We start from the raw sequence: 22560 nt of genomic DNA on the forward strand, positions 1-22560 counted from the left end.
ATCCTTACCGCAATGGCTTCTTCAACAGCGAGAAGCGGTCGGGGTCGAGCCCCATCGACGGCTGGAGCATCGGGGCATCGAGGCTGGAGGACGTCTTCGCAGACGGCGCGGAGAACATCGGATCGTTCGGCGTGTCGCGCTGCGAGGTGGCGCCGCGCCAGCGCTCGAGCACGGCGCCGACGAAATGCACGTCGTGACCGGCGGTGACCGAGGGAACGCTGCTGATGGTCGCTTCGCCGCGCGGCAATTGATGCGGCGGCACCTCCTTGAAGCGCAGCCGCGTCGGCAGCGCCACGCCTTCGCCGAACGCCAGCACCTCGCGGGTGCCGAGCGAAGGCACGAACGAGAGCAGGTTCGCGGCGGCATCCGACACCGCGGCGCGGAGCAGCGCCTGGTCGCGGTCGTTGGCCAGACGCATCGTGAACAGCGTGTTGCACTGGGAGATGATGGTGGCGTCGAGCTCGGCCGGACGCTGGGTGATGAGGCCGAGATAGACGCCGTATTTGCGGCCTTCCTTGGCGATGCGCGACACCGCCTTGCGGGTCGGTCCGAAACCAACGTTGCGGTCGGCGGACGCATAGCGATGCGCCTCCTCGCAGACGAACAGCAGCGGCGAGACGCCGTCGCTCCACAGGCCGAAATCGAAGGCCATGCGGCACAGCACCGAGACGACGGAATCGATCACCTCGACCGGGAAACCAGCGAGCTGCATCACCGTCATCGGCTTGCCATTGGCCGGCAGACGGAACAGGTGGCTGATCACCTCCGCCATGGTGTCGCCGCCGACATTGGCGTTGTCGAACATGAAGGTATAGCGCGGATCGTTGCGCACAGCCTCGATGCGCGAGATCAGCTTGTGATAGATGATGCGCGAGGAGCGGTTTTCCAGCTTGCCCATGCGCTCGTCGATCAGGGAGATCAGATCGACCAGGCGATACGGCACCGGTGTGTCGACGGTGAAGCCGACCTGCTTGGGATCGATGCGCTTGAGGCCGAGGCGGTCGGAGTTCTGGTACTGGGTGTAGACGCCCTTCGCGATCGGAATGACCTCGGCGAGGATGTCGAGCTCTTCGGGCACGCCAGGGCGGCCCGCAAATAGCACGTCGACGATCTCCTCGAAATTGAACAGCCAGAACGGCAGCTTCAGGTTCCGCGGGTTGAGCACCAGCGAACGGTCGCCGAAGCAGCGGCCATATTCGTTGTGGACGTCGAGCAGGAAGATGCGCAGGTTCGGGCGCGCCTTGAGGATCTCGTTGAGCAGCAGCGACACGCCGGTCGATTTGCCGACGCCGGTAGAGCCGAGCACCGCAAAATGCTTGGAGAGCATCTCCTCGACGTCGACATAGGCGACGACGGAGCGGTCCTGTTGCAGGAAACCGACGTTGATCTGGTCCGCTCCGGTCGGCGCGTAGATCGTGCGCAGCTCCTGGCTGGTGATCAGGTCGACCGCATCGCCGATGGTCGGATAGTTGGTCACGCCGCGCTGGAACTTGGCCTTGTCGCTGGCATTGAGGATCTCGCCGAGCAGGTCGACGGAGGCAATGGCAAAATAGTTCTCGGCGCTCGATATGTTCTCGCAGGAGACTTCGGTAATCATGGCCACGATGATCGAGCTTGCGCAGCGGATGCTGACGAAGCGGCCGACGGTGGCGCGCACTTCCGCGATCGGCATCCGGCTTTCCGCCAAAAGTCCGACCCGGGCGAGCGATCCTCGTACCGAAATCACGCGTCCAAAGGATGTCACGATGATGAACCTGGCAAGAACAAGGATATGTTCGCAACTATGCGCAGCCGTCACTGCACAAACGGTTAAATGCGAGGCGCCGCCGCTTTGTTAAATCCGCGACAATTCGGCGGGGAGATTTGTACCAAAGTGCATGTGTCCAGCGAAAATCGGTACGAAATTGCCGCTTTCCCGGCCGGTCGGCGGGTCGGTGCGTAAGGAAGGATTTACCATCCGGAAAGCCCGCTCAACCCGGTGGGGAAATGAAAGCGGCGCGGAGCGGTGCAGCCCAGTGCGGGAAGAGGGCGCTTCTATTTGTTGACGAGACCTAATCATTTGTACATTAGTACAAATGAACCGGCGGCCGGCAGGCCGCCCGCGCGCATGCAGGTTCCGCCGTGGCATCCGCAAGCCCGCGTCGAAATTCCGAGATCCGTGGAGAGCGGATCGCCCGACATGCCATGGAGGAAATGATGCAGCCCGAACCGATCCTCGATCTCGCCCATCTCGGCCACATGGAGCTATTGACGCCCAAGCCCGACGAGAGCCTGAAATTCTTCGTCGACGTCATGGGCATGACCGTCAGCGGACGACAAGGCGAGTCGGTCTATCTGCGCGGCTGGGATGACTATGAGCGCTATTCGCTAAAACTCACGGCGTCGAACACCTCGGGCATGGGTCACATGGCGCTGCGCGCGCGCAGCCAGCAGGCGCTGGAGCGGCGCGTCGCGGCGCTCAAGGGTTCCGGCTTCGATATTGGCTGGATCGACGGCGATATGGGGCAGGGGCCGACCTTCCGCTGCCGCGATCCCGACGGCCACATCGTCGAGCTCTATTACGAGACCGAATGGTATCAGGCTCCGCCCGAGCTGAAGCCCGCGCTGAAGAACCAGGCGCAGCGCTTTCCCGCGCGCGGCGTCAATGTGCGCCGCCTCGACCATCTCAACTGCCTCGCGGCCGATATCAAGGCCAACCGCGAGTTCTTCGAGACCTATCTCGGCTGCCGCCTCACCGAGCAGATCGTGCTCAACGACGGCCGGGAAGCCGCGATGTGGCTGACGATGTCGAACAAGAGCTACGATTTCGCCTATTCGCTTGACCATTCCGGCGTGCCCGGCCGCTTCCACCACGTCACCTACGCGCTCGACAGTCGCGAGGAGATTTTGCGCGCCGCCGACATCTTCCTGGAGAACGGCGTCTACATCGAGACCGGCCCGCACAAGCACGCGATCCAGCAGACCTTCTTCCTCTACGTCTATGAGCCCGGCGGCAACCGCGTCGAGGTCGCCAATGCCGGCGCGCGCCTCATCCTCGCGCCCGACTGGAAGCCGATCGTATGGACCGAGGAGGAGCGCAAGAAAGGCCAGGCCTGGGGCCTGAAGACGATCGAGTCCTTCCACACCCACGGCACGCCGCCGGTGGAGACGAAGAAGCACGCCTAGTGCGTGCGCACGCGTGCGATCGTCTCCCTGATGCCCGTCCATGCCGGCTTGTCCGGCGCGAACTGTTTGCGCAGGAACGTGATGAGCTCCTCGACCTGCGCATCGCTCATGCTGTGCTTGAACGCGGGCATGTAGCCGAGGTCGCTTGAGGCGGGTTCGGTGATGCCGTGCAGAATGACCTGCACGAGATTGTCCGGCGCGCTGCTGTGCAGATTGCTGTTGAGTGACAGCGAGGGTCTGCTGCCGAACAGCGGCAAGCCGCCAACCTCGTGACAGACGGCGCAGGCGCCCTGATAGAGCCGCGCGCCGGTGGACGGGGCGACGGTGACTTGTGTTGCGCGCTCGAGCTGGGCCGCGAGCGCGTCCTGCGCCTGCCGGTCGATCGCGGTGTCGTTGAACGAGCCGAGATAGACCGCCATCGCGCGGATGTCGTGATCGGGCAGGGCGGCGAGATCCCGCACGATCGGCGCCATCGGGCCCGCCGCCACGCCGTGGAAACGCGAATGGCCGGTGCGTAGATAGGCGTAAAGCTCGTCCTCGCTCCAGGGAACCGGCGCCCGCGACAGCGATGTCAGCGCCGGCGCTTCCCAGCCCTCGGCGAAGCCGCCGGCAAGATAGGAGCTGCGCTGCTCGGCGCCGAGCGCATTGCGCGGCGAATGGCAGGCGCTGCAATGGCCGAGGCCTTCGACAAGATAGGCGCCGCGATTCCAGAGCTCGGACTTGGCCGGATCCGGCTTGAGCGTCGTGGTTCGATGGAACAGCGCCTTCCAGCCGGCCAGCAGCGGGCGAAGATTGAACGGGAAGGCGAGCGCGTTGTCCGGTGTGGTCGCACGCACTGCGGACTGCGCCATCAGGTACGCGTACAGCGCCTGCATGTCGGCGTCGCTTGTCTTCGCAAAATGCGTGTAGGGGAATGCAGGATAGAGCTGCCGGCCGTCGCGATGCAGTCCCTCGCGCATCGCGCGCTCGAAGGCCGGATAGGACCATGCGCCGATGCCGGTCTCGACGTCGGGGGTGATATTGGTGCTGTGGATCGTACCGAACGGCGTTTCCAGCGCGCGGCCGCCTGCGTTCAATGCGCCGCCTATGGTGGTGTGGCACTCCGCGCAATTGCCAAGCGCGGCGAGCTCTGCGCCGCGCGCGATCGTCGAGGCCGAATAGACAGACGCATCGGGCCGCGCGATCGGCGCGATGGCGCGGCCCGGCAGCATGGCGGCGCCGATGCCGATCGCGGCCGTGCAGAGCGCGGCCGCCGTCGCGAAGACGCCGGTGCGTTTTGCAAACGGATTTATCCAGGAGCGAGCAGGCGCGGCCGCCGGTGCAGGCAACGCCTGAGGCTCAGGCGGCGCGTCGCCACGCAAACCCCTGAGAACGCGCTCCGGCGTGAACGGCGGCTCGCGGAAACGTACGCCGGTCGCATCGAAGATCGCATTCGCGATCGCCGCAGCGCTCGGCACCGAGGCGGATTCGCCGACGCCGAGCGGCGGCTGGTCCTGACGCGGCAGCATCAGCACGTCGATTTTGGGCACGTCGGGGAAGGGGATGATCGGGTAGGCGCCCCATTCGCGCGCCGCGACCGCTCCGCGCTCGAAGGAGACCTCTTCCATCAGCGCGCGGCTGGTCGACTGGATCACGTTACCCTGGATCTGGTGACGCACGCCGTCCGGATTGATCATCAGTCCGGAATCCTGGCCGGCGACGATGCGAGTGACGCTGACATCGCCGGTCGCCTTGTTGACGGCGACGTCGGCGATCCATGCCGACCACGCCGCGCCATAGCCGGGAAACTTGCTGTGCACGTAGAGCGCGTAAGCGAAGCCGCGCCCGTGCACGATCTCGCCGTCCTTGTCCTGCCGCACCGGCCGCGGTGTCCAGCCCGCGCGCTCGGCGACCGCATTGACGAGATCAACCGCGCGCCGGTCCTTCAGATAGCGCTGGCGATACTCGATCGGATCGACACCGGCTTCAGTCGCAAGCTCGTCGATGTAGGACTCATGTGCAAAGGTGTTCGGCAGCGCCGAGACGCCGCGAAGCCAGGAGGCGCGCACGATCGGCGGCATGTCGTGCGCGACGACGCGCATGTGATCGTAATCGTAGGGCGGGATGGCGGTGCGGTCGCCCATCTGGAGCACGTCGGGCGAGGGCGAGATCCGGCCGGTGAGAAGCAGCGCAAGTGTCGGCGCGGCATTCGAAGGATAGCGCGTGGCGAGATCGTAACCGGCGACGCCGCCGTCGGCGTTCAACCCGCCATTGACGTCGATGAGCTGCGCAGTGCCCTTCGGCTCCCAGGCGTGTTCCTGCTCCCGCGTCAACTGCACGCGCACGGGCCGGCCGACCGCGCGCGAGAGCAGCAGTGCATCCGCGGTGACGTCATCGGCGCAGTTGCGGCCGTAGCAACCGGCGGCCTCGAGCCGGAACACCTCGATCTCGGACTCGGGCCGCTCGATCAGCAAGGCGAGGTCGGTGCGCAGGATGTGCGGGTTTTGCGTTCCGGACCAAACCCGAATGCGACCGTCCTGAAAATCGGCAACGGCACAGGAAGGCCCGATCGAGGCATGCATCTGGTAGGGCCAGACGTAGGTGCGCTGCATCGGCTTGGCGGCGGCGGCGATAGCTGCGCTCACGTCGCCTTTGTCGATCAGCGTGCGTGGCGTCGACGGGTTGGCGCGTAGCGCAGTCTCGAGATCGGCGAGATCGGGCAGGGCGGGTGTCGGCTTCCAGGTCACCTTGAGCCGGCTTGCGGCCAGAATCGCATTCTCCTCGCGCTCGGCGACGACGCCGACGAAGTCGCCGATGCGCACGACGCCGACGAGGCCGGGAATATCGCGCACCGAGGACTCGTCCACCGCGATCAGGCTGGTGCCGACGAACGGTCCGGCATCGACGCCGGCGTAGGGCGGGCGCACGACGCGGCCGTGCAGCATGCCGGGAACGCGGATGTCGTGCACGAAGGTCAGCTCGCCCGTCGCTTTCGCTGGCAGGTCGACGCGCGGCACGGACTGGCCGACGATGGTGTAGTCGCCGACGGGCTTGACCTGCACGTCCTCGGCGAGCTCGAGACTGATGATCTCATCGCCGATCAGCTCACCAAAGCTGACGCTACGGTTGTGGCCGCGAACCAACCCATCCTCAATGCTGAGATCCGCAGCCGGCAGCTCCAGCCGCTCGGCGGCGCGCGCGATCAGAAAATGCCGCGCTTGCGCGGCGGCCTTGCGCAGGGGAACGGCGGTGATCTGGATCGTCTCGCTCGCAATCGTCGCGCCCTGGTTCGGCACGACGGCCGTATCGCCGAGCACCACGACGACGCGGGCAAAGGACACGTCGAGCTCTTCGGCGACGATCTGGCCGAGCGCGGTGCGGATGCCGGTGCCAAGATCGACATGGCCGTTATAGGCGCTGACTGAACCGTCCGCGGTGATGCGGACGAAGGTCTCGGACGTGCCATCGTCGAGCGCGCGGGCGATGACGAGCGAACCGGAGCGCCGCTCAGTTCCATTCGAAACAGCGGAGGCCATCAATCACCGGCCTCGGCGAGCTGGCCAGATGCGCGCATCACGGCGCGCAGGATTTCGACATGCGTGCCGCAGCGGCAGAGATTGTAGCGCAGCGCCGCCATCGCCTCCTGCTCGGTGGGCTGAGGGTTGATCGCAAGCAGCGCCTTCGTGGACATGATCATACCGTTGAGACAGTAGCCGCATTGCGCGGCCTGCTCGTCGATGAAGGCCTGCTGCACCGGGTCGGGATTTTCGCGCGTGCCGAGCCCCTCGAGCGTCACGATGTCGCGCCCGGCGCAACCGCCGATCGGAATGACGCAGGAACGCGCGGCCGCGCCATCAATCAGGACAGTGCAGGTGCCGCATTCGCCGAGGCCGCAGCCATATTTGGGACCGTTGAGCGCGAGGTCGTTGCGCAGCACATAAAGCAGCGGCGTCTCCGGCGCGGCGGCGACGTCATGGATCCTGCCATTCACGGTGAGGCGGATCATGGTCTGCGTCATCTCTGGTCCCGGCGCGGTGCGCGCGCATGTCAAATTGCGAAGCCCGACGATACCGTTTGTACACAAACGTGCAAGCACCGCATGCCGCACTGCAGCGCGGTTGCCCGCTTTGTGGACAGGGCGGGCAGGCAGATGAGGTTTTATTCGGCAGCCTCACGGTTTTGCCGGTCGCGCCGCTTGACAGCTTCCGGCATCGCGCGCAACATCGTTCGTATACGAATGATAAGCCCCCGTGATCCGCTGGCTTTGACATGGTGACTGAAGCGACGAGCGCTGCCTCCGACAAGATCCGCTGCGATGCCTGTCCGGTGATGTGCTACATCAAGCCCGGCGCGGCGGGCGCCTGCGACCGCTACGCCAATCACGACGGCAAGCTCGTCCGCGTCGATCCGCATATTATCCTCGAGCGCACGGTGTCGCATGGCGGCAAGCTGGTGCCGTTCAGCCGGTCAGAGGATTGGGACGGCAAGATCGTCCATGAACCCTCGACCTTCGTCACTGCGATCGGCGCGGGCACGACCTATCCCGACTACAAGCCGGCGCCGTTCATCGTGTCATCGGAAGTCGATGGCGTCGATATGGTCACCGTCGTGACTGAGGGCATCTTCTCCTATTGCGGCGTCAAGGTGAAGATCGATACCGACCGCTATCTCGGCCCGGAAAGCGCGGTCGTGCGGGCGCAGGGCGAGGCGGTCGGCCACGTCACGACCAGCGAATATGGGTCGCAGATGCTGTCGCTCGGCGGCGTGCATCATTTGACCGGCGGCTCCAAGAAGGAAGGTCGCGTCACCTGTGACACGCTGATGGACCTCTCCAACTGCAAGCCGGTCGAGTTCACGATCGACGGTGGCGCGACGGTGGTGGTGCAGGCGGGAGAGCCGCCGATTGTCAACGGCGTGAAGGAAGAGCGCATGCGGGTCGGCTGCGGCTCGGCGACGATCGGCATGTTCGCAAAGCAGTGGCACGGCAAGGTCGATGAGGTCGTCGTGGTCGATGACCACATCACCGGTGTGCTCAGCGAGCACCAGGCCGGCAAGCTGCTCGACATCGCCGACACCGGCATCAAGATGAAGGGCCGGCGCTCGACGCCCGGCCGCTATTTTCAGGTCGCCGATCCCGGCACGGGCTGGGGCGGCACCAACATCTCCGATCCGCTGTCGATCCTTGGTCCCTTCGACGCCAAGGAAGCGAAACCCGGCCTGACCATGCTGATGGTCTCCACGACCGGCGAGCACGCGTCCTACTATGTGCTCGACGATGCCTTGAAGCCGGTCGAGACCGAGATGCCGGCGGATTTGCGATTCTCGGTCGAGCGCATTCAGGAAAATTGCGAGCCGGCCCTGTGCACCGTGCTGTTCATGGCGGGGGCCGGCGGTTCCTTGCGTGCCGGCGTCACTGACAATCCGGTGCGGCTGACGCGCTCGGTGAAGGATGCGCTGACACGCGTCACCAGCGGCGGTGCGCCGGTTTATGTCTGGCCCGGCGGCGGCATCACCTACATGGTTGATGTCACGCAGATGCCGGCCGGTGCGTTCGGCTATGTGCCGACGCCTGCCCTTGTCGCGCCGATCGAGTTCACGATGAGGCTATCCGACTATGCCGCGCTCGGGGGCCACATGGACCATGTGCGTCCGCTATCCGAGGTCCAGGAGAGCGATGATATCCGCCAGGTGCCGTGGCAGAACCCGATCCCGGGGCGGCGCGCATGAGGAGGCTCCCGCAAATCGCATTGCTGTCTGATGGCCGGCGGCTGCATTTGCAGGATGGTCCGATTGATCTGATCGTGGAGGCGACGGGAGCCGAGCATCAGGTGCGCGCGGCCTATGAGGCGGCGGCGCGGCGTTTCACCGGGCTGCTCGATGAGCTCTGCGAGGAGCTGACGGAATTGCGCAAGGCGGCGCAGCCGGCGCAGTGTTCCCTGAAAGGCGTCGTCGCGCGGCGCATGCACGGCGCCGTTGCTCCCTATGCCGGCGATTGCTTCATCACGCCGATGGCCGCGGTCGCGGGCAGCGTATCGGAGGAGATTTTGGGTGCGATGCTCGGTGCAGCGCATCTCGAGCAGGCCTATGTCAACAATGGCGGCGACATTGCGCTTCATCTGGGTGAGGGCGAGCGCTTCACCGTTGGCCTTATGGATCGACCCGACCGCGACGGCGTGATGCGGGCGATGACGATCGAGGCCGACGATCCGGTCCGCGGCATCGCGACCAGCGGGCGCCATGGCCGCAGTTTCTCGCTCGGTATCGCGGATGCGGTGACGGTGCTGGCAACGACGGCCTCGCAAGCCGATGCGGCAGCTACCGTCATCGCCAATGCGGTCGATCTGCCCGGGCATCCGGCGGTCAAGCGCTGTCCGGCGAAAGAGATTCAGCCCGACAGTGATCTCGGCGCGCGTCTCGTCACCCGCGAGGTCGGCGCATTGTCGCAGACAGAAGTTCGTGATGCGCTGGAATTTGGCGCGGAATCTGCACGGCGTTTGTTCGATCGCGGATTGATCGAGGGTGCCGTGCTCAGGCTATGTGGTGATATGCTTGTCATCGGACCTAAGGATATTGAACGGCTCCGATCGCGTCAGCCGGTACTGGAGAGCGCGGTCCATGCCTGATCAGGAAGCGAATCTAGGGAAACCCACATGAGCGCGATCATCCGCAAGATCGTCACGGTCGTCGAAGAGACGCAGATGGAGATGGGAAGGTCGGTGTCGCCGCCGACCCGACGCGCCGCGGCGATCGCCGTGATTGAGAATCCCTTCGCCGGAAAATACGTCGAGGACTTGTCGCCGCTGATCGCGATCGGCGAGGAGCTCGGCGACCTCTTGTCGAAGCGCGCGGTGGCGGCGCTCGGCATCGAAGGCTCGAAGGTGCAGAGCTACGGCAAGGCCGCCGCCGTCGGCGAGAACGGCGAGCTGGAGCATGCGGCCGCGATCCTGCATCCGAAGATGGGCGCGCCGGTGCGCAAGGTCCTGAGCAAGGGCGCGGCGCTGATCCCGTCGTCGAAGAAGCGCAGCGGTCCCGGCACGACGCTCGACATTCCCTTGGGCCACAAGGACGCGGCCTTCGTGCGCAGCCATTTCGACGGCATGGAAGTGCAGATCAACGACGCGCCGCGGGGCAACGAGATCATGGTCGCGGTGGCCGTCACCGACAGCGGCCGTCCGCTGCCGCGGGTCGGCGGGTTGACGGTTGCCGAAATCAAGGGCGAAGACGGGCTGCGTTAGAGCATGATCCGGAAAAGTGGGAACCGGTTTTCCGACAAGATCATGCTCAAGAAATAGAGTCTTAAAACACTGGAGGTTGGGATGCGAGCAACGAAGTATTTTGTGGGCGCGGCATTCGCGCTGTTGGCCGGTGGTATGGCCAGCTCGGTGAAGGCGCAGGAGATCAAGATCGGCGAGATCAACAGCTACTCGCTGCTGCCGGCGTTTACCGAGCCCTACCGCAAGGGCTGGCAGCTTGCCGTCGAGGAGATCAACGCGGCCGGCGGCATCAACGGCAAGAAGCTCGTCGTGATCTCCAAGGACGACGGCGGCAAGCCCGCCGACGCGCAGACCGCGGCAAACGAGCTCGTATCGAGCGAAGGCGTGGCGATGCTCGCGGGCACGTTCCTGTCGAACATCGGCCTTGCCGTGAGCGACTTCGCCAACCAGAAGAAGGTATTTTTCCTCGCCGCCGAGCCGCTGACGGATGCCGTCACCTGGTCGAAGGGCAACAAGTACACGTTCCGCCTGCGTCCCTCGAACTACATGCAGGCCGCGATGCTGGTTGAGGCCGCGGCAAAGCTCCCGGCAAAACGCTGGGCGACGATCGCGCCGAACTACGAATACGGCCAGTCGGCGGTCGCCGTGTTCAAGAAGCTGATGTCGGAGAAGCGTCCCGACATCCAGTGGGTCGACGAGCAGTGGCCGCCGCAGGGCAAGATCGACGCCGGCCCGGTGGTGCAGGCAGTCGCCCAAGCCAATCCGGAAGCGATCCTCAATGTCACCTTCGGCGCCGATCTCGTGAAGCTCGTGCGCGAAGGCAATACCCGCGGCCTGTTCAAAGGACGCGAGGTCGTCTCCTTCCTGACCGGTGAGCCGGAATATCTCGATCCGCTCAAGGACGAGACGCCCGAGGGCTGGATCGTGACGGGCTATCCCTGGTACTCGATCAAGACGCCCGAGCACGACGCATTCCTGAAGGCCTATCAGGCCAAGTACAACGACTATCCACGACTCGGCTCGATCGTCGGCTACCAGACCATCAAGTCGGCGGCCGCGATCCTGGCGAAGGCCGGCTCGACCGATCCGGAAAAGCTGATCGCGGCGGCCGAGGGCCTCTCGGTAGGCTCGCCCTTCGGCGAGATCACTTTCCGCAAGATCGATCACCAGTCGACGCTCGGCGCGTTCGTCGGCAAGACCGCGCTGAAGGACGGCAAGGGCGTGATGGTCGACTCGTCCTACAAGAAGGGTGCGGATTATCTGCCGAGTGACGCCGAGGTCGAGAAGCTCCGTCCGAAGGATTGAGTTTCTCCGCTGTCGTAGGGGGGTTAGCCGAAGGCGCAACCCACCACGGTCTGTCCCGCGGCGAAAGAAGTGGTGGGTTACGCTTCGCTAACCCACCCTACGAAGTTATCGCTCCCCGCGCGGGGAGCGCACAGAAACCCAACCCGGACCGCCGATGGCCTTTTACGTCGTACAGTTTCTGACCGGACTCGCCAGCGCAGCGTCACTGTTTCTGGTGGCCTCGGGCCTGTCGATCATCTTTGGCGTGACGCGGATCGTGAACTTTGCGCATGGCGCCTTCTACATGATCGGCGCCTACATCGCTTTCACGCTCACGGACCGCTTTTCCGGGGCATTCGGGTTCTGGGGCGGGATCGTTGTCGCCGCGCTCGCGGTGGCGTTGATCGGCGTCCTCGTCGAGATGGTGCTGCTTCGACGCATCTATCACGTTCCCGAGCTCTTCCAGTTGCTCGCGACCTTCGGCTTGACCCTGATGGTCCAGGACCTTGTGGTCCTGATCTGGGGTCCTGATGACCTTGTTGGCCGTCGCGCGCCGGGCTTCAAGGGCGCGGTCGATTTCTTCGGCCAGAACATCCCGAGCTACGACCTGTTCCTGATCGTGCTCGGCCCGGTCGTGCTCGGCATCCTTTGGCTGCTGTTCCAGCGCACCCGCTGGGGCGTGCTGGTGCGGGCGGCGACGCAGGACCGCGACATGGTGGCGGCGCTCGGCGTCAATCAGAAATGGCTGTTCACGTCAGTTTTCGCGGTTGGCGTCTTCCTCGCAGCGCTCGGCGGCGCGCTGCAGATCCCGCGCGATGCCGTGCATCACGCCATGGACCTGCGCATCATCGTCGAGGTCTTCGTCGTCGTCGTGATCGGCGGTCTCGGCAGTATCGTGGGCGCCTTCGTAGCGGCGGTGCTGGTCTCGGAGCTCAATGCCTTCGGCATCCTGATTTTTCCGAAGATTTCCATCATCCTGGTCTTCCTGGTGATGGCGGTGGTGCTGATCGTGCGTCCCTGGGGCCTGTTCGGCAGGCCTGAGGCGCCGGCGCGCCGCACGCCGGGCCTTACCGTCAATCCCTGGCGTCCGCTGACGTCGAACGAACGGCTGGCTGCGCTTGCCGCGCTCGTCGTCGCAGCAGCGTTGCCGCTGTTCGCCGGTAACTACGCGCTGACAGTCGGATCGGAGATCGCGATCTTCGTCATCTTCGCCGTCAGCCTGCATTTCCTGATGGCGGTCGGCGGCCTCGCATCCTTCGGGCACGCGGCGTATTTCGGCCTCGGCGCCTACGGCGTCGCGTTTCTCGCCAAGATGGCGGGACTGCCGATGATCGTCTGCCTGCTGGTGGGGCCGCTGCTTGGTCTTGCCGGCGCGGCGGTGTTCGGCTTCTTCGCCGTGCAGCTCTCGGGCGTCTACTTCGCAATGCTGACGCTCGCCTTTGCGCAGATCGTATGGTCGATCGCGTTCCAGTGGGTCAGTGTCACCGGCGGCGACAACGGCATTCTGGGCGTCTGGCCTTCGAGCTGGGCGGCGAGCCCATCGCATTTCTACTGGCTGGCGCTCGGCGTCGCCGCGCTTGTGACGATCGCGCTGCGCATCGCGGTGTTCTCGCCATTCGGCTACGCGTTGCGCGCCACGAGGGACTCCGCGCTGCGCAGCGAGGCGATCGGCATCAATGTCAAGCGCATGCAGTGGACGGCGTTCGTCATCGCTGGAACGACGGCCGGCATTGGCGGCGCGCTGTTCGCCTACCTCAAGGGCAGCGTCTTCCCCGACAATCTCGGTATCTCGCTCTCGGTCGATGCGCTCGTGATGGTGCTGCTCGGCGGCGTCGAGACGGTGTCGGGCGCGGTGATCGGCGCGATCGTCTACAAGGCGCTCAACATCTGGCTCGTCAGCCAGACCGACCTGTCAAAGCTCGTGCTCGGCGCCTTCATCGTGCTGATCGTGGTCGTCTTCCCGAAGGGGATCGTCGGCATGCTGGAAATGCTTGCGCAGCGGCGCAAGGGATCCTCGCCGCCGGGCTCGACATTGCTCGCCAAACCGATCGGGTCCGCCGAATGAGCGTCGCCCCCACACTTCTCGCGGTCGAAGGCCTGACCAAATCCTATGGCGGCATCCACGCCGTGCGCGGCGTCTCATTCGAGCTGCGCGCCGGCGAGATCTTGGCGCTGATCGGGCCGAACGGCGCGGGCAAGAGCACCTGCTTCGACATGCTCAATGGCCAGAACAGACCGGACGCCGGGCGCATTCGTCTGCTCGGCGAGGATACGACGGGCAAGAAGCCGCGCGAGGTCTGGCGCCTCGGGGTCGGCCGCACCTTCCAGATCACCGCGACATTCGCGACCATGACGGTGCGCGAGAACGTGCAGGTCGCGCTGATCTCGCATCAAAAGCACCTGTTCAATCTCTGGGGCTCGGCGCCGCGGTTCGACCGCGACGAGGCCGTGCGCTTGTTGGAATTGGTCGGCATGGGGGGCTATGCGGATCGTCCCTGCGGCGAGCTCGCCTATGGCGACCTCAAGCGGCTCGAGCTTGCGGTTGCGCTTGCCAACGAGCCAAAGCTCCTGCTGATGGACGAGCCGACCGCCGGCATGGCGCCGCGCGAGCGCATCGACCTGATGCGGCTCACCGCGCGCATCGCGCGGGAGAAATCCATCGGCGTGCTCTTCACCGAGCACGACATGGACGTCGTGTTCGAGCATGCCGATCGCATCATCGTGCTCAACCGCGGCACCCTGATCGCCGAGGGGGCACCGACGGAGGTGCGGGGCAATCCGCAGGTGCAGGCAGTCTATCTCGGCGAGGGCCTCGTCTACGACGCCCGCCATCGCGAGGGGGCCTCAACATGAAGCTCACGGTCGAGGGGCTCAACAGCCATTACGGTCCGGCCCATATCCTGTTCGACGTCGCCCTCGAGGTCGGTGACGGTGAGGTGGTCGCCTTGCTCGGACGCAATGGTGCCGGCAAATCGACGACCTTCCGCTCCATCGTCAGTCTGGTGGCGCAGCGCTCGGGCCGCATCATGTTCGAGGGCAGGGACGTCTCGGCCCGGCCGACGCATGAGATCGTGCGCGGCGGGCTCGGTTACGTGCCGGAGGAGCGCCGCATCTTCACCGACCTCACGGTCGAGGAGAATCTCGAGGTCGGCCGCCAGCCGAAGCGGCCGAACGCGCCATACTGGACGCGCGAAAAGCTGTTCACGCTATTCCCGAACCTGAACGAGATGCGCAACCGGCCGGGTGGCCGCATGAGCGGCGGCGAGCAGCAGATGCTGACCATTGCCCGCACGCTGATGGGCAATCCATCGCTGGTGCTCTTGGACGAGCCGTCGGAGGGGCTGTCGCCCAAGATCGTCGAGCAGATGGTCGATGCGATCCTGACCATGAAGAAGGAAGGCGTCAGCATCGTCGTTTCCGAGCAGAATTTGCATTTTGCAAAGCTGATCTCCGATCGTGCCTATATCATCGAGCGCGGCCGAATCTGTTTCGGTGGTACGATGGCCGAGCTCGATGCGCGCCCGGATATCCGCGACGCGCATCTGTCATTGTGAAGGGGGCGGAGCGGGAATGGCGAGGGGCGTCGCAGCCAAGAAGAGCGTCAGACAGGCCAAGCCGCCTTATGTGCTCGACGAGCAGATCGGCTTCATCCTGCGCCAGGTCTGGCAACGCCACACGGCGATCTTTGCCCGTGATATCGGCACCAACCTCACGCCGACGCAATGGGCGGCGCTGTCGAAGCTCGCCGAGACCGGGCCTTGCTCGCAAAACCAGCTCGGACGGCTCACCGCGATGGATGTTGCGACCATCAAGGGCGTGATCGACCGGCTCAGCGCCCGCGGGCTGACGGAGACAAGTCAGGATCCGGAGGATGGACGGCGGCTGCTCGTGAGCCTCACACGCGCCGGTCAGCAGCTTGCGGAGAAGGTCGCGCCGAATGCGCTCGCGATCACCCGCGAGACGCTGGCACCGCTCGACGCCAGGGAGCGCGAGATGCTGATGGCGCTGTTGAACAAGCTGCGGTGAGGCGCGACTAACCTCGATGATGGTTTTGTCGAGGTTTCCGGCATGAAAGCGGCGACGCGGTTTGCGATGGTTTTGAGCCTTGGTGCGGCGCTGGCGGGCGGGTGCGCTCCTGCCTGGGCCGCGCAGCCTTACGAAGGGTTCTGGGCGTCGACCAAAATGGACTGCCGCGACGAGGACAGCGCCAACCGCATGAGCATCGAAGGCGGCAATCGCCTCTTTTGGTACGAGACGCGGTGCCGCGCCAGCGCGATCACCGCCGACGGAAAGCTCAGCTGGAAGATGCGGCTCGCCTGCGAAGGTGAGGGCGAGAAGTTTCGCTCCAATCCGCGCGTCTCCATCGCTGCGGATGGCAGGCTGGTGATGGACAATGGCCCGGTTGGACAGGCCAAGCGCCAGACCTATGTGCGCTGTGAGATACCCAAGTCTCGCTGATCTTCAGCGCATTACGTCTTCCCCGGCCATTTGGCGCGGTAGCGGATTTCGCTGCCGTCGCTGAGCCGCTGCCACGTTCCGAACTCCGGCGTGTGCGGCGCCCAGGCAGATAGTTCGATCGGATAGACCCGGCTCGGTTGTCCCGCGATGGTGACGGCGAGCTGCCGGTGCGAGGTTTGAAACGCGAGCTCGACTTCGCCTGCGATGACAGGCTGGTCGCCATCGCGATAGAAGGCGGCCGGTGTCACTTCGCCCGGCATGGTGTTGAGGTCGGTCTGCAGTTCGATGGCAATGCCTTGAGCTGAGGTCGGCACCATGACGCCGGCTGGCAAACGAACCTCGAACACGAGCAAGGGGGTGGCGCCGTTCCGATTGAGCCAGGGCGTGGCGGTCATGTACGCGACGGCCAGGTAAATGGCGCTGGCGCCGACGCAGAGGAGGGCGACGACACCGAGCGACTTCAGGCTGTTGCGGGTGAGGATGCCAGCGTTGGCGTCCTTGTGTGTCGTCAGCTTGGTCGCGAGCACCAGGCCTGCAATCGCACCGGCAGGCGCGATGACGAACACCGCAAGCAGGCCCGTCGTGATCGGGTCTGCGCGATTGCCGAAGCCGGTAAGCTCGAGCAGCCCGATCGTGCCGATGAATCCAGCCACCGCACCAGCGACGCCGGCGGCAATCCGCAGCGAACTCTTCATGTCTCCCTCGATGGTCCAGCATTGAACTGCCGCCACCAGGGGCTGCCTGCGTTAGACGCAGCAGGCCCGCGACTTGTTCAATGCTGTCGAGGGACGATGCGGAGCGGCGCGCCGCTCCGGCTGCGTCACTTCGCCACCACCTCCGGCACCTTCCCCGCCGGCGGAGTGTTGCGGCTGCGCTGGGTGCGGACGATGCCGTCGATAATGGTCATGCCGATGCCGGGCAGGTCGCCGAGCTGAACGCTCTCCAGGATGTTCTTGCCCGGCGAATGCTGCGCCTTGTCCATGATGACAAAATCGGCGGAGCGACCGACTTCAATGAGGCCGCAATCGAGCTCGCGCATCCGCGCAGTGTTGCCGGTGGCGAGGCAAAACGCGATCTCGGCCGGCAGCTCGCCGAGCGAGGACAGCATCGAGACCATGCGCAAAATGCCGAGCGGCTGCACGCCGGAGCCGGCCGGCGCGTCGGTGCCGAGGATGACGCGGTGGAGGTCGCCCATCTCGCGCGCGGTGCGCAGCGTGAACAGCGCCGAGCGCTCATTGCCGTTGTGCACGAGCTCGAGCCCGCGCTTGCAGCCCTCGCAGATGCAGCGGATCTGGTCGTCGGGCAAGGCAGTGTGGCCGCCATTGATGTGACCAACCACGTCGGTGTCGGCCTCCAGCACAACATCCTTGTCGATCAGGCCGGAGCCGGGAATCGACGGGCCGCCGGTATGGATCGTGCTCTGGATACCGTATTTGCGCGCCCAGCCGACCATCTTGCGCGCGGTGGGGCCGTCCTTGACGCCGCCGAGGCCGACCTCGCCGAGCAGCTTGACGCCGGCAGCGGCCATCTCCTTGAAATCCTCCTCGACCATCTCGCACTCGATCACGGGCGCACCGGCGTGAACCTTTACGCCGCCCGGACGCAGCGTCCAGAACGCGCGCTGGGCGAATATGGCCATCGCCTTCAACCCGACGACATCGCGGGGCCGGCCGGGCATGTGCACCTCGCCGGCCGAGATCATGGTGGTCACGCCGCCGTGGAGGTAGCTGTCGATCCAGTTGATCTGGTTCTGGCGCGGCGTCCAGTCTCCAGCGACGGGGTGGACGTGGCTGTCGATCAGCCCCGGCGCGACCGTGGTGCCGTTTGCGTCGACGATGGTGGTTGCTCCTTCCGTGTTGACGTCCTTGAATCGGCCGATCGCGGTGATCTTGCCGTTCTCGGCGACGATGGTGTCGCCATCCAGGATCGGCTTCTCCAGCGCGCCCGACAGAATCAGGCCGATATTGCGGATCACGAGCTTCGAAGGCCCGGTGGCCTGGGGTGCGTCATGCGCCATGGAAAGGCTCCTTATTCCTAACTGCAACACTCGCGATCTTGGGCAGCCTTGACCAAAGGATCAAGCCGGATTATTCATTTGTATACGAACGATCGTATACGAATGACGCATAGCTGACAATCGCCTGCGCGCCGGCAAGGGAAGGGTGAGATGAGCAATTTCAACCAGGAAAGCGTCCTCAGCGTCCACCACTGGACCGACACGCTGTTCAGCTTCAAGACCACGCGCAGCCCGACCTTCCGTTTCCGCAACGGCGAATTCACGATGATCGGGCTCAAGGTCGGTGAGAAGCCGCTGCTCCGCGCCTACAGCGTCGCCAGCGCCAATTACGAGGACACGCTGGAGTTCTTCTCGATCAAGGTACCGGATGGCCCGCTGACCTCGCGCCTCCAGCACCTGAAGGAAGGCGACGAGATCATCGTCAGCCGCAAGGCGACCGGCACGCTGGTGATCGACAATCTCGAAGCGGGCCGCAATCTCTACCTGATCGGCACCGGCACGGGTCTCGCGCCGTTCCTGAGCGTGATCAAGGATCCCGAAACCTATGAGCGGTTCGAGAAGGTGGTGCTCCTGCACGGCTGCCGGCACGTCAAGGAGCTCGCCTATGGCGAGATGATCACCGAGACGCTGCCGAAGGACGAGTTGCTCGGCGACTACATCCGCAACCAGCTGATCTATTACCCGACCGTCACCCGCGATCCCTTCCGCAACCGCGGCCGCATCACCGATCTCATCACCTCGGGCAAGCTGTTTGCCGACATCGGCCTGCCGCCGATTGAGGCGGCCCACGACCGCGTCATGATCTGCGGCAGCCCGGCGCTGGTCACTGATACCCGCCTGCTCCTGACCGAGCGCGGCTTCGTCGAGGGCAATCATGGCGAGCCGGCGCAATTCGTGGTCGAGAAGGCCTTTGCCGAGCGCTGAACAGGCTCATTGTTTGGGGCATGATCTCCGCGCAAACGCTTTGCGTTTGTCGTGAGGAAAACCGCCGCAATCATGCCCACCGCGCAATAAAGCCGCATTTTTGCCGCCCGGCGCCCGTTGCGGCGTCGATTCGGCAGGCGATATTATGGGAACGCCGAATCAGCGGAGTTCCTAAATGGTTGCGGACAACGACAGCAACATCGCCTGGCACCGAGTTCAGGTGAAGAAGAACCGCGCCGAGTTGAAGGCGCTCGAGACGGCGCGCTTCACGATGGGCGAGGTCGCATCATCCAAGCGCAACGGACAGACCCAGAAGGCGATCGTGGAACTCAAGCGCAAGATCACGCAATCCGAACGCGCGATTGCCGACTACGAGAAGCGCACGCGCCGCCCGCTCGCGACCGACCTGCAAAGCCTCAGCAATGGGAGCTGGAGCCATTGGGACGCCTACACCAACCAGCGCAAAGCGGGGCCACGCTCGCCCGGGCGCGGCTGATCGCCTTCTTTTGATCGACGTTCCAGCCCTTGCGCCGGCGACTGCGCACACCATCTGGTTGAGGCGCCATCAACAAGGGCGGTGACCCATGACACCGCGCATCGACTTTACCAGCGACGCCTTTTTTCGCGACCCGCCCAAGGGAATCGCGACGCTGCGCGCCTCCGGGCCCGTGGTCGCGACTCGTTTTCCCCTCATCGGCGACGTCTGGGTCACCACCACCCACGATGCCACGGCGGAAGTGCTCAAGGACAGCGCGACGTTCACACTGCGCAAGGAGGACGGCAAGGTTGCAGGCCTGCGGTGGTGGATGCCGAAACTCGTCACGACCATCGCCAAGAACATGCTGACGATGGACGAGCCGGATCACACGCGGCTGCGCAGCATCGTCGACGAGGCCTTCCGCCGCCGCGCCATCGTCGCGATGGAGCCGCGCATCCGCGCCATCGCCGATGGACTCGCGGGCGAGCTGTTCGCGGCAGGAAGCCCCGCCGATCTCGTCCAGCGCTACGCCCGGATCCTGCCGCTGTCGGTGATCTCCGAGCTGCTCGGCCTGCCGATGGCCGATCGACCCCGATTCATCGCATGGGCCAATGCGATGTCCTCGCTGACGAACGTCGTCAGCTTCTTTCGGCTGCTGTTCGCGTTCCGCAAGATGCGCGCCTATCTCGAAGAGCAATTGCGGATCGCACGTGCGCAGGGCGGCGAGGGTCTGATTGCCGAGCTCGTGCAGGTCGAACGGGAAGGCGGCCGTATTTCGCCGGACGAGATGGTCTCGATGGTGTTCCTGTTGCTGGCCGCGGGCTCGGAAACCACCACGCATCTCATCAGCGGCTCCGTTTATGAGCTTCTCAAAAATCCCGGCCTGCGCGATTGGCTGGAACAGGATTGGTCTCGCGCGGGCCTTGCCGTCGAGGAATTCCTGCGCTTCGTCTCGCCGGTGCAATTCTCAAAGCCGCGCTATGTGCGGCGGGATCTCGAGCTCGAAGGTGTGCGTCTGAACAAGGGCGACCGCGTCATGGTCATGCTCGCGGCCGCAAACATGGATCCTTCGGTGCATGATGCTCCCGAGCGGCTCGATCTCGAACGCAAGCCCAACCGGCACATCTCTTTTGGCACCGGAATCCATTTCTGTCTCGGTCACCAGCTCGCGCGGATCGAGGCGGCCTGTGCGCTTGAGGCCTTGTTCACGCGATGGCCGCGGCTTGGTCTCGCCATCGATGCGTCGCAAGTTCATTGGCGCAAGCGCCCGGGCATCCGCGCCATCGCGAAACTGCCGGTCGTGGCCGACGACGGCGGGAACCGCCCGGCCAAATCCCACTCGGCCGACGTCGAGCAATTGGTTGCAAATTGACATCGCCCTGCCGGTGTATCGGAACCGCGTCGCGACGATCTTCCCGCGTGTTCACGAAACAATCATTGCCGGGCAGGCGTTGGCCCTCATGCGGACAGCAAGGGAGCAATCCATGCCGCACGGAGGCAAGACGCATATTGGATCGGGTACGCATGGCAAGGGCGCGGGGAACGGCGCTTTCACGGAGGTTTCGAAAGACAAGATCGGCGACAACATGATCCTGTCGAACCGCGACAAGGCGCAGCATTCCGACATTCGCGGCATGGACGGAAAATATATCCAGACCGAGCAGTACCAGGACCACTCGGCAAACCGCCTCGCGGAGGACAAGGACGAAGGCGAAGGTTAGGCGGCTTACGAGCCGGTCAGCTTCTTCGAAGCGAGGAGATCGCGCTCCCAGCCGAACACGGATCGGCCGTCGAGCTCCGGTGAAGCCGCGCGTTCGGCCGCAATGAAGGCTGCGACCGATGGACCGCGCGCGGTGCGCTCCAGCCGCCGCGCCTGGTCGTCAAGGCGCTTGATCGCCTGCATTTCCTCCTCGCGCCCGAGCCTTGCATTCTCGATCGCGCCCTTGAGCACACGAATGGTCTCGTCATAAACCTTGATCGGCACGGGGTAAGGGTGGCGGTCCTTGCCGCCATGGGCGAGCGAGAAGCGCGCCGGGTCCTTGAAGCGATAGGGCGCGCCGTGCACGACTTCGGCGACCATCGCGAGTGAGCGCACGGTGCGGGCGCCGACACCGGGCGTCAGCAACAGCTCCGGAAAATCGACCGGACCGCGTTCGGCGGCTGCAGCCAATGTGCCGTGCAGGCGCCGCGCGAAGACGTCCTTCGGCCTTACGTCGTGATGCGCGGGCATGATGAGGTGCGGCAGCATGGCCTGCGCCGGTTCGACGCCGCTCAGGCGTTCGAATTCGGACACGATGCGATCGGGGCCGAGATCGAAGAGCAGCTCGAGCTGCGCCGAGCGCGAGACGTCGGCGCGGTGGTCGGTGAGATTGACGATCTCGCCTTGCACGGGGCCGTCGATCGCACTATGCGGTGCATCGACAAAGCTCTTCAGCGCCTCGGAGTGCCAATGATAACGGCGCGCTTGCCGCTTCTCGCCGTTCATGCCCTGCTGCACCACCGTCCATTTGCCGTCGGCGGTGACAAAGAAGCCATGCAGATAGAGGTCAAAGCCGTCCTGGACCGCAGCGCTGTCGACCTTCGCAACGAGGCGGCTCGCTCGCGTCAGCCTCGCGCCATCGAAGCCGACGCGGTCGCCGAGCGTCAGGAGCTCATCCGGCGTCTTGCGCGAATGCTGCCCACGCCCGCCGCAGACATAGATGCCGAGCTCGTTCTGGAGCGGGGCAAGCCCGCGCTTCAGTGCGCCGATCACGGAGGTGGTGATGCCGGAAGAGTGCCAGTCCATCCCCATCACGGCGCCGAACGACTGGAACCAGAAGGGATGCGACAGCCGCTGCATGAACTCGTCACGGCCGTAGTGGTGGACGATCGCCTGCGTGACGATCGCGCCCAGCGACGCCATGCGGCTTGCGAGCCACGGCGGAACCCGTCCGGTGTGGAGAGGAAGATCGGCGCTGCCGGTGCGTCGGGGCATTGCCCTTGATAGCCGGATTCTGTCCGGGTTGCACGACGGGAAATGCTGAACTCGGCGGCTACGCCGC

20 protein-coding genes are annotated in these 22560 nt (G+C 64.9%); 14 read left to right on the top strand and 6 right to left on the bottom strand.

Going from position 1 to position 22560, the window contains the following annotated elements; all coding sequences use genetic code 11:
- Positions 1-4 precede the first annotated feature (4 nt).
- Positions 5-1744 carry an ATP-binding protein gene (locus YUU_RS0118165; protein WP_027523677.1) on the bottom strand — a complete coding sequence of 580 codons (1740 nt, stop codon included), beginning with the start codon at positions 1742-1744 and terminating at the stop codon, positions 5-7.
- Positions 1745-2196: 452 nt separating this feature from the next.
- Between YUU_RS0118165 and YUU_RS0118170 the strand changes: the two genes are divergently transcribed.
- A complete protein-coding gene (locus YUU_RS0118170) occupies positions 2197-3165 on the top strand; it encodes a catechol 2,3-dioxygenase (protein WP_027523678.1) in 969 nt (322 codons plus the stop codon).
- On the opposite strand, the gene YUU_RS0118175 is transcribed toward YUU_RS0118170, so the two are convergent.
- Together YUU_RS0118175 and YUU_RS0118180 are read right to left on the bottom strand one after the other, a co-directional pair.
- Positions 3162-6680: a molybdopterin cofactor-binding domain-containing protein gene (locus YUU_RS0118175; protein ID WP_027523679.1), complete on the bottom strand. Its 3519-nt coding sequence runs from the start codon at positions 6678-6680 to the stop codon at positions 3162-3164. The genes YUU_RS0118170 and YUU_RS0118175 overlap by 4 nt on opposite strands.
- Positions 6680-7162: a (2Fe-2S)-binding protein gene (locus tag YUU_RS0118180; protein WP_027523680.1), complete on the bottom strand. Its 483-nt coding sequence runs from the start codon at positions 7160-7162 to the stop codon at positions 6680-6682. Before YUU_RS0118180 ends, YUU_RS0118175 begins: the two co-directional genes overlap by 1 nt.
- Positions 7163-7413: 251 nt before the next feature.
- Here YUU_RS0118180 and YUU_RS0118185 point away from each other — a divergent pair, with 251 nt between their 5' ends.
- From YUU_RS0118185 to YUU_RS0118225, 9 genes are all read left to right on the top strand, one after another.
- Positions 7414-8871 carry a hypothetical protein gene (locus YUU_RS0118185; protein ID WP_027523681.1) on the top strand — a complete coding sequence of 486 codons (1458 nt, stop codon included), beginning with the start codon at positions 7414-7416 and terminating at the stop codon, positions 8869-8871.
- Positions 8868-9767 (top strand): UPF0280 family protein, encoded by a 900-nt coding sequence (locus tag YUU_RS0118190; protein WP_027523682.1) that lies wholly within the window; start codon positions 8868-8870, stop codon positions 9765-9767. The genes YUU_RS0118185 and YUU_RS0118190 overlap by 4 nt, the downstream gene beginning before the upstream one ends.
- 27 nt (positions 9768-9794) lie before the next feature.
- Positions 9795-10379 carry an amino acid synthesis family protein gene (locus YUU_RS0118195; protein ID WP_027523683.1) on the top strand — a complete coding sequence of 195 codons (585 nt, stop codon included), beginning with the start codon at positions 9795-9797 and terminating at the stop codon, positions 10377-10379.
- An 81-nt stretch (positions 10380-10460) separates the two neighbouring features.
- Complete coding sequence (locus YUU_RS0118200) at positions 10461-11663, top strand: ABC transporter substrate-binding protein (protein WP_027523684.1); 1203 nt, start codon at positions 10461-10463, stop codon at positions 11661-11663.
- A 154-nt stretch (positions 11664-11817) separates the two neighbouring features.
- Positions 11818-13707, top strand: coding sequence for an ABC transporter permease (locus tag YUU_RS0118205; RefSeq protein WP_027523685.1), 1890 nt, complete (start codon positions 11818-11820; stop codon positions 13705-13707).
- Positions 13704-14495 (top strand): ABC transporter ATP-binding protein, encoded by a 792-nt coding sequence (locus YUU_RS0118210; RefSeq protein WP_027523686.1) that lies wholly within the window; start codon positions 13704-13706, stop codon positions 14493-14495. The genes YUU_RS0118205 and YUU_RS0118210 overlap by 4 nt, the downstream gene beginning before the upstream one ends.
- Positions 14492-15196, top strand: coding sequence for an ABC transporter ATP-binding protein (locus YUU_RS0118215; RefSeq protein ID WP_027523687.1), 705 nt, complete (start codon positions 14492-14494; stop codon positions 15194-15196). The genes YUU_RS0118210 and YUU_RS0118215 overlap by 4 nt, the downstream gene beginning before the upstream one ends.
- 16 nt (positions 15197-15212) lie before the next feature.
- A complete protein-coding gene (locus tag YUU_RS0118220) occupies positions 15213-15668 on the top strand; it encodes a MarR family winged helix-turn-helix transcriptional regulator (RefSeq protein WP_027523688.1) in 456 nt (151 codons plus the stop codon).
- Between the two features lie 42 nt (positions 15669-15710).
- Positions 15711-16100, top strand: a complete 390-nt coding sequence (locus tag YUU_RS0118225; protein WP_027523689.1) for a hypothetical protein — start codon at positions 15711-15713, stop codon at positions 16098-16100.
- An 11-nt stretch (positions 16101-16111) separates the two neighbouring features.
- Here the strand turns inward: YUU_RS0118225 and YUU_RS0118230 are convergent, their stop codons facing one another.
- Both YUU_RS0118230 and YUU_RS0118235 read right to left on the bottom strand, forming a co-directional pair.
- Complete coding sequence (locus YUU_RS0118230; protein WP_027523690.1) at positions 16112-16795, bottom strand: hypothetical protein; 684 nt, start codon at positions 16793-16795, stop codon at positions 16112-16114.
- A 125-nt stretch (positions 16796-16920) separates the two neighbouring features.
- A complete protein-coding gene (locus YUU_RS0118235; protein WP_027523691.1) occupies positions 16921-18117 on the bottom strand; it encodes an amidohydrolase family protein in 1197 nt (398 codons plus the stop codon).
- A 150-nt stretch (positions 18118-18267) separates the two neighbouring features.
- On the opposite strand from YUU_RS0118235, the gene YUU_RS0118240 reads away from it, so the two are divergent.
- The 4 genes from YUU_RS0118240 (at position 18268) to YUU_RS0118255 (ending at position 21240) form a co-directional block, all read left to right on the top strand.
- Positions 18268-19041, top strand: coding sequence for a ferredoxin--NADP reductase (locus YUU_RS0118240; RefSeq protein ID WP_027523692.1), 774 nt, complete (start codon positions 18268-18270; stop codon positions 19039-19041).
- A gap of 175 nt (positions 19042-19216) precedes the next feature.
- Positions 19217-19537 (top strand): hypothetical protein, encoded by a 321-nt coding sequence (locus tag YUU_RS0118245; RefSeq protein ID WP_027523693.1) that lies wholly within the window; start codon positions 19217-19219, stop codon positions 19535-19537.
- A gap of 88 nt (positions 19538-19625) precedes the next feature.
- Positions 19626-20891, top strand: coding sequence for a cytochrome P450 (locus YUU_RS0118250; protein WP_027523694.1), 1266 nt, complete (start codon positions 19626-19628; stop codon positions 20889-20891).
- 112 nt (positions 20892-21003) lie between these two features.
- Positions 21004-21240 carry a hypothetical protein gene (locus YUU_RS0118255; RefSeq protein WP_027523695.1) on the top strand — a complete coding sequence of 79 codons (237 nt, stop codon included), beginning with the start codon at positions 21004-21006 and terminating at the stop codon, positions 21238-21240.
- Positions 21241-21245: 5 nt separating this feature from the next.
- On the opposite strand, the gene YUU_RS0118260 is transcribed toward YUU_RS0118255, so the two are convergent.
- Entirely contained in the window at positions 21246-22493 is a 1248-nt protein-coding gene (locus YUU_RS0118260; RefSeq protein WP_027523696.1) for a DUF763 domain-containing protein, read from the bottom strand.
- Positions 22494-22560 lie beyond the last annotated feature (67 nt).

Source organism: Bradyrhizobium sp. Ec3.3 (assembly GCF_000472925.1).
Taxonomy (GTDB): Bacteria; Pseudomonadota; Alphaproteobacteria; order Rhizobiales; family Xanthobacteraceae; genus Bradyrhizobium.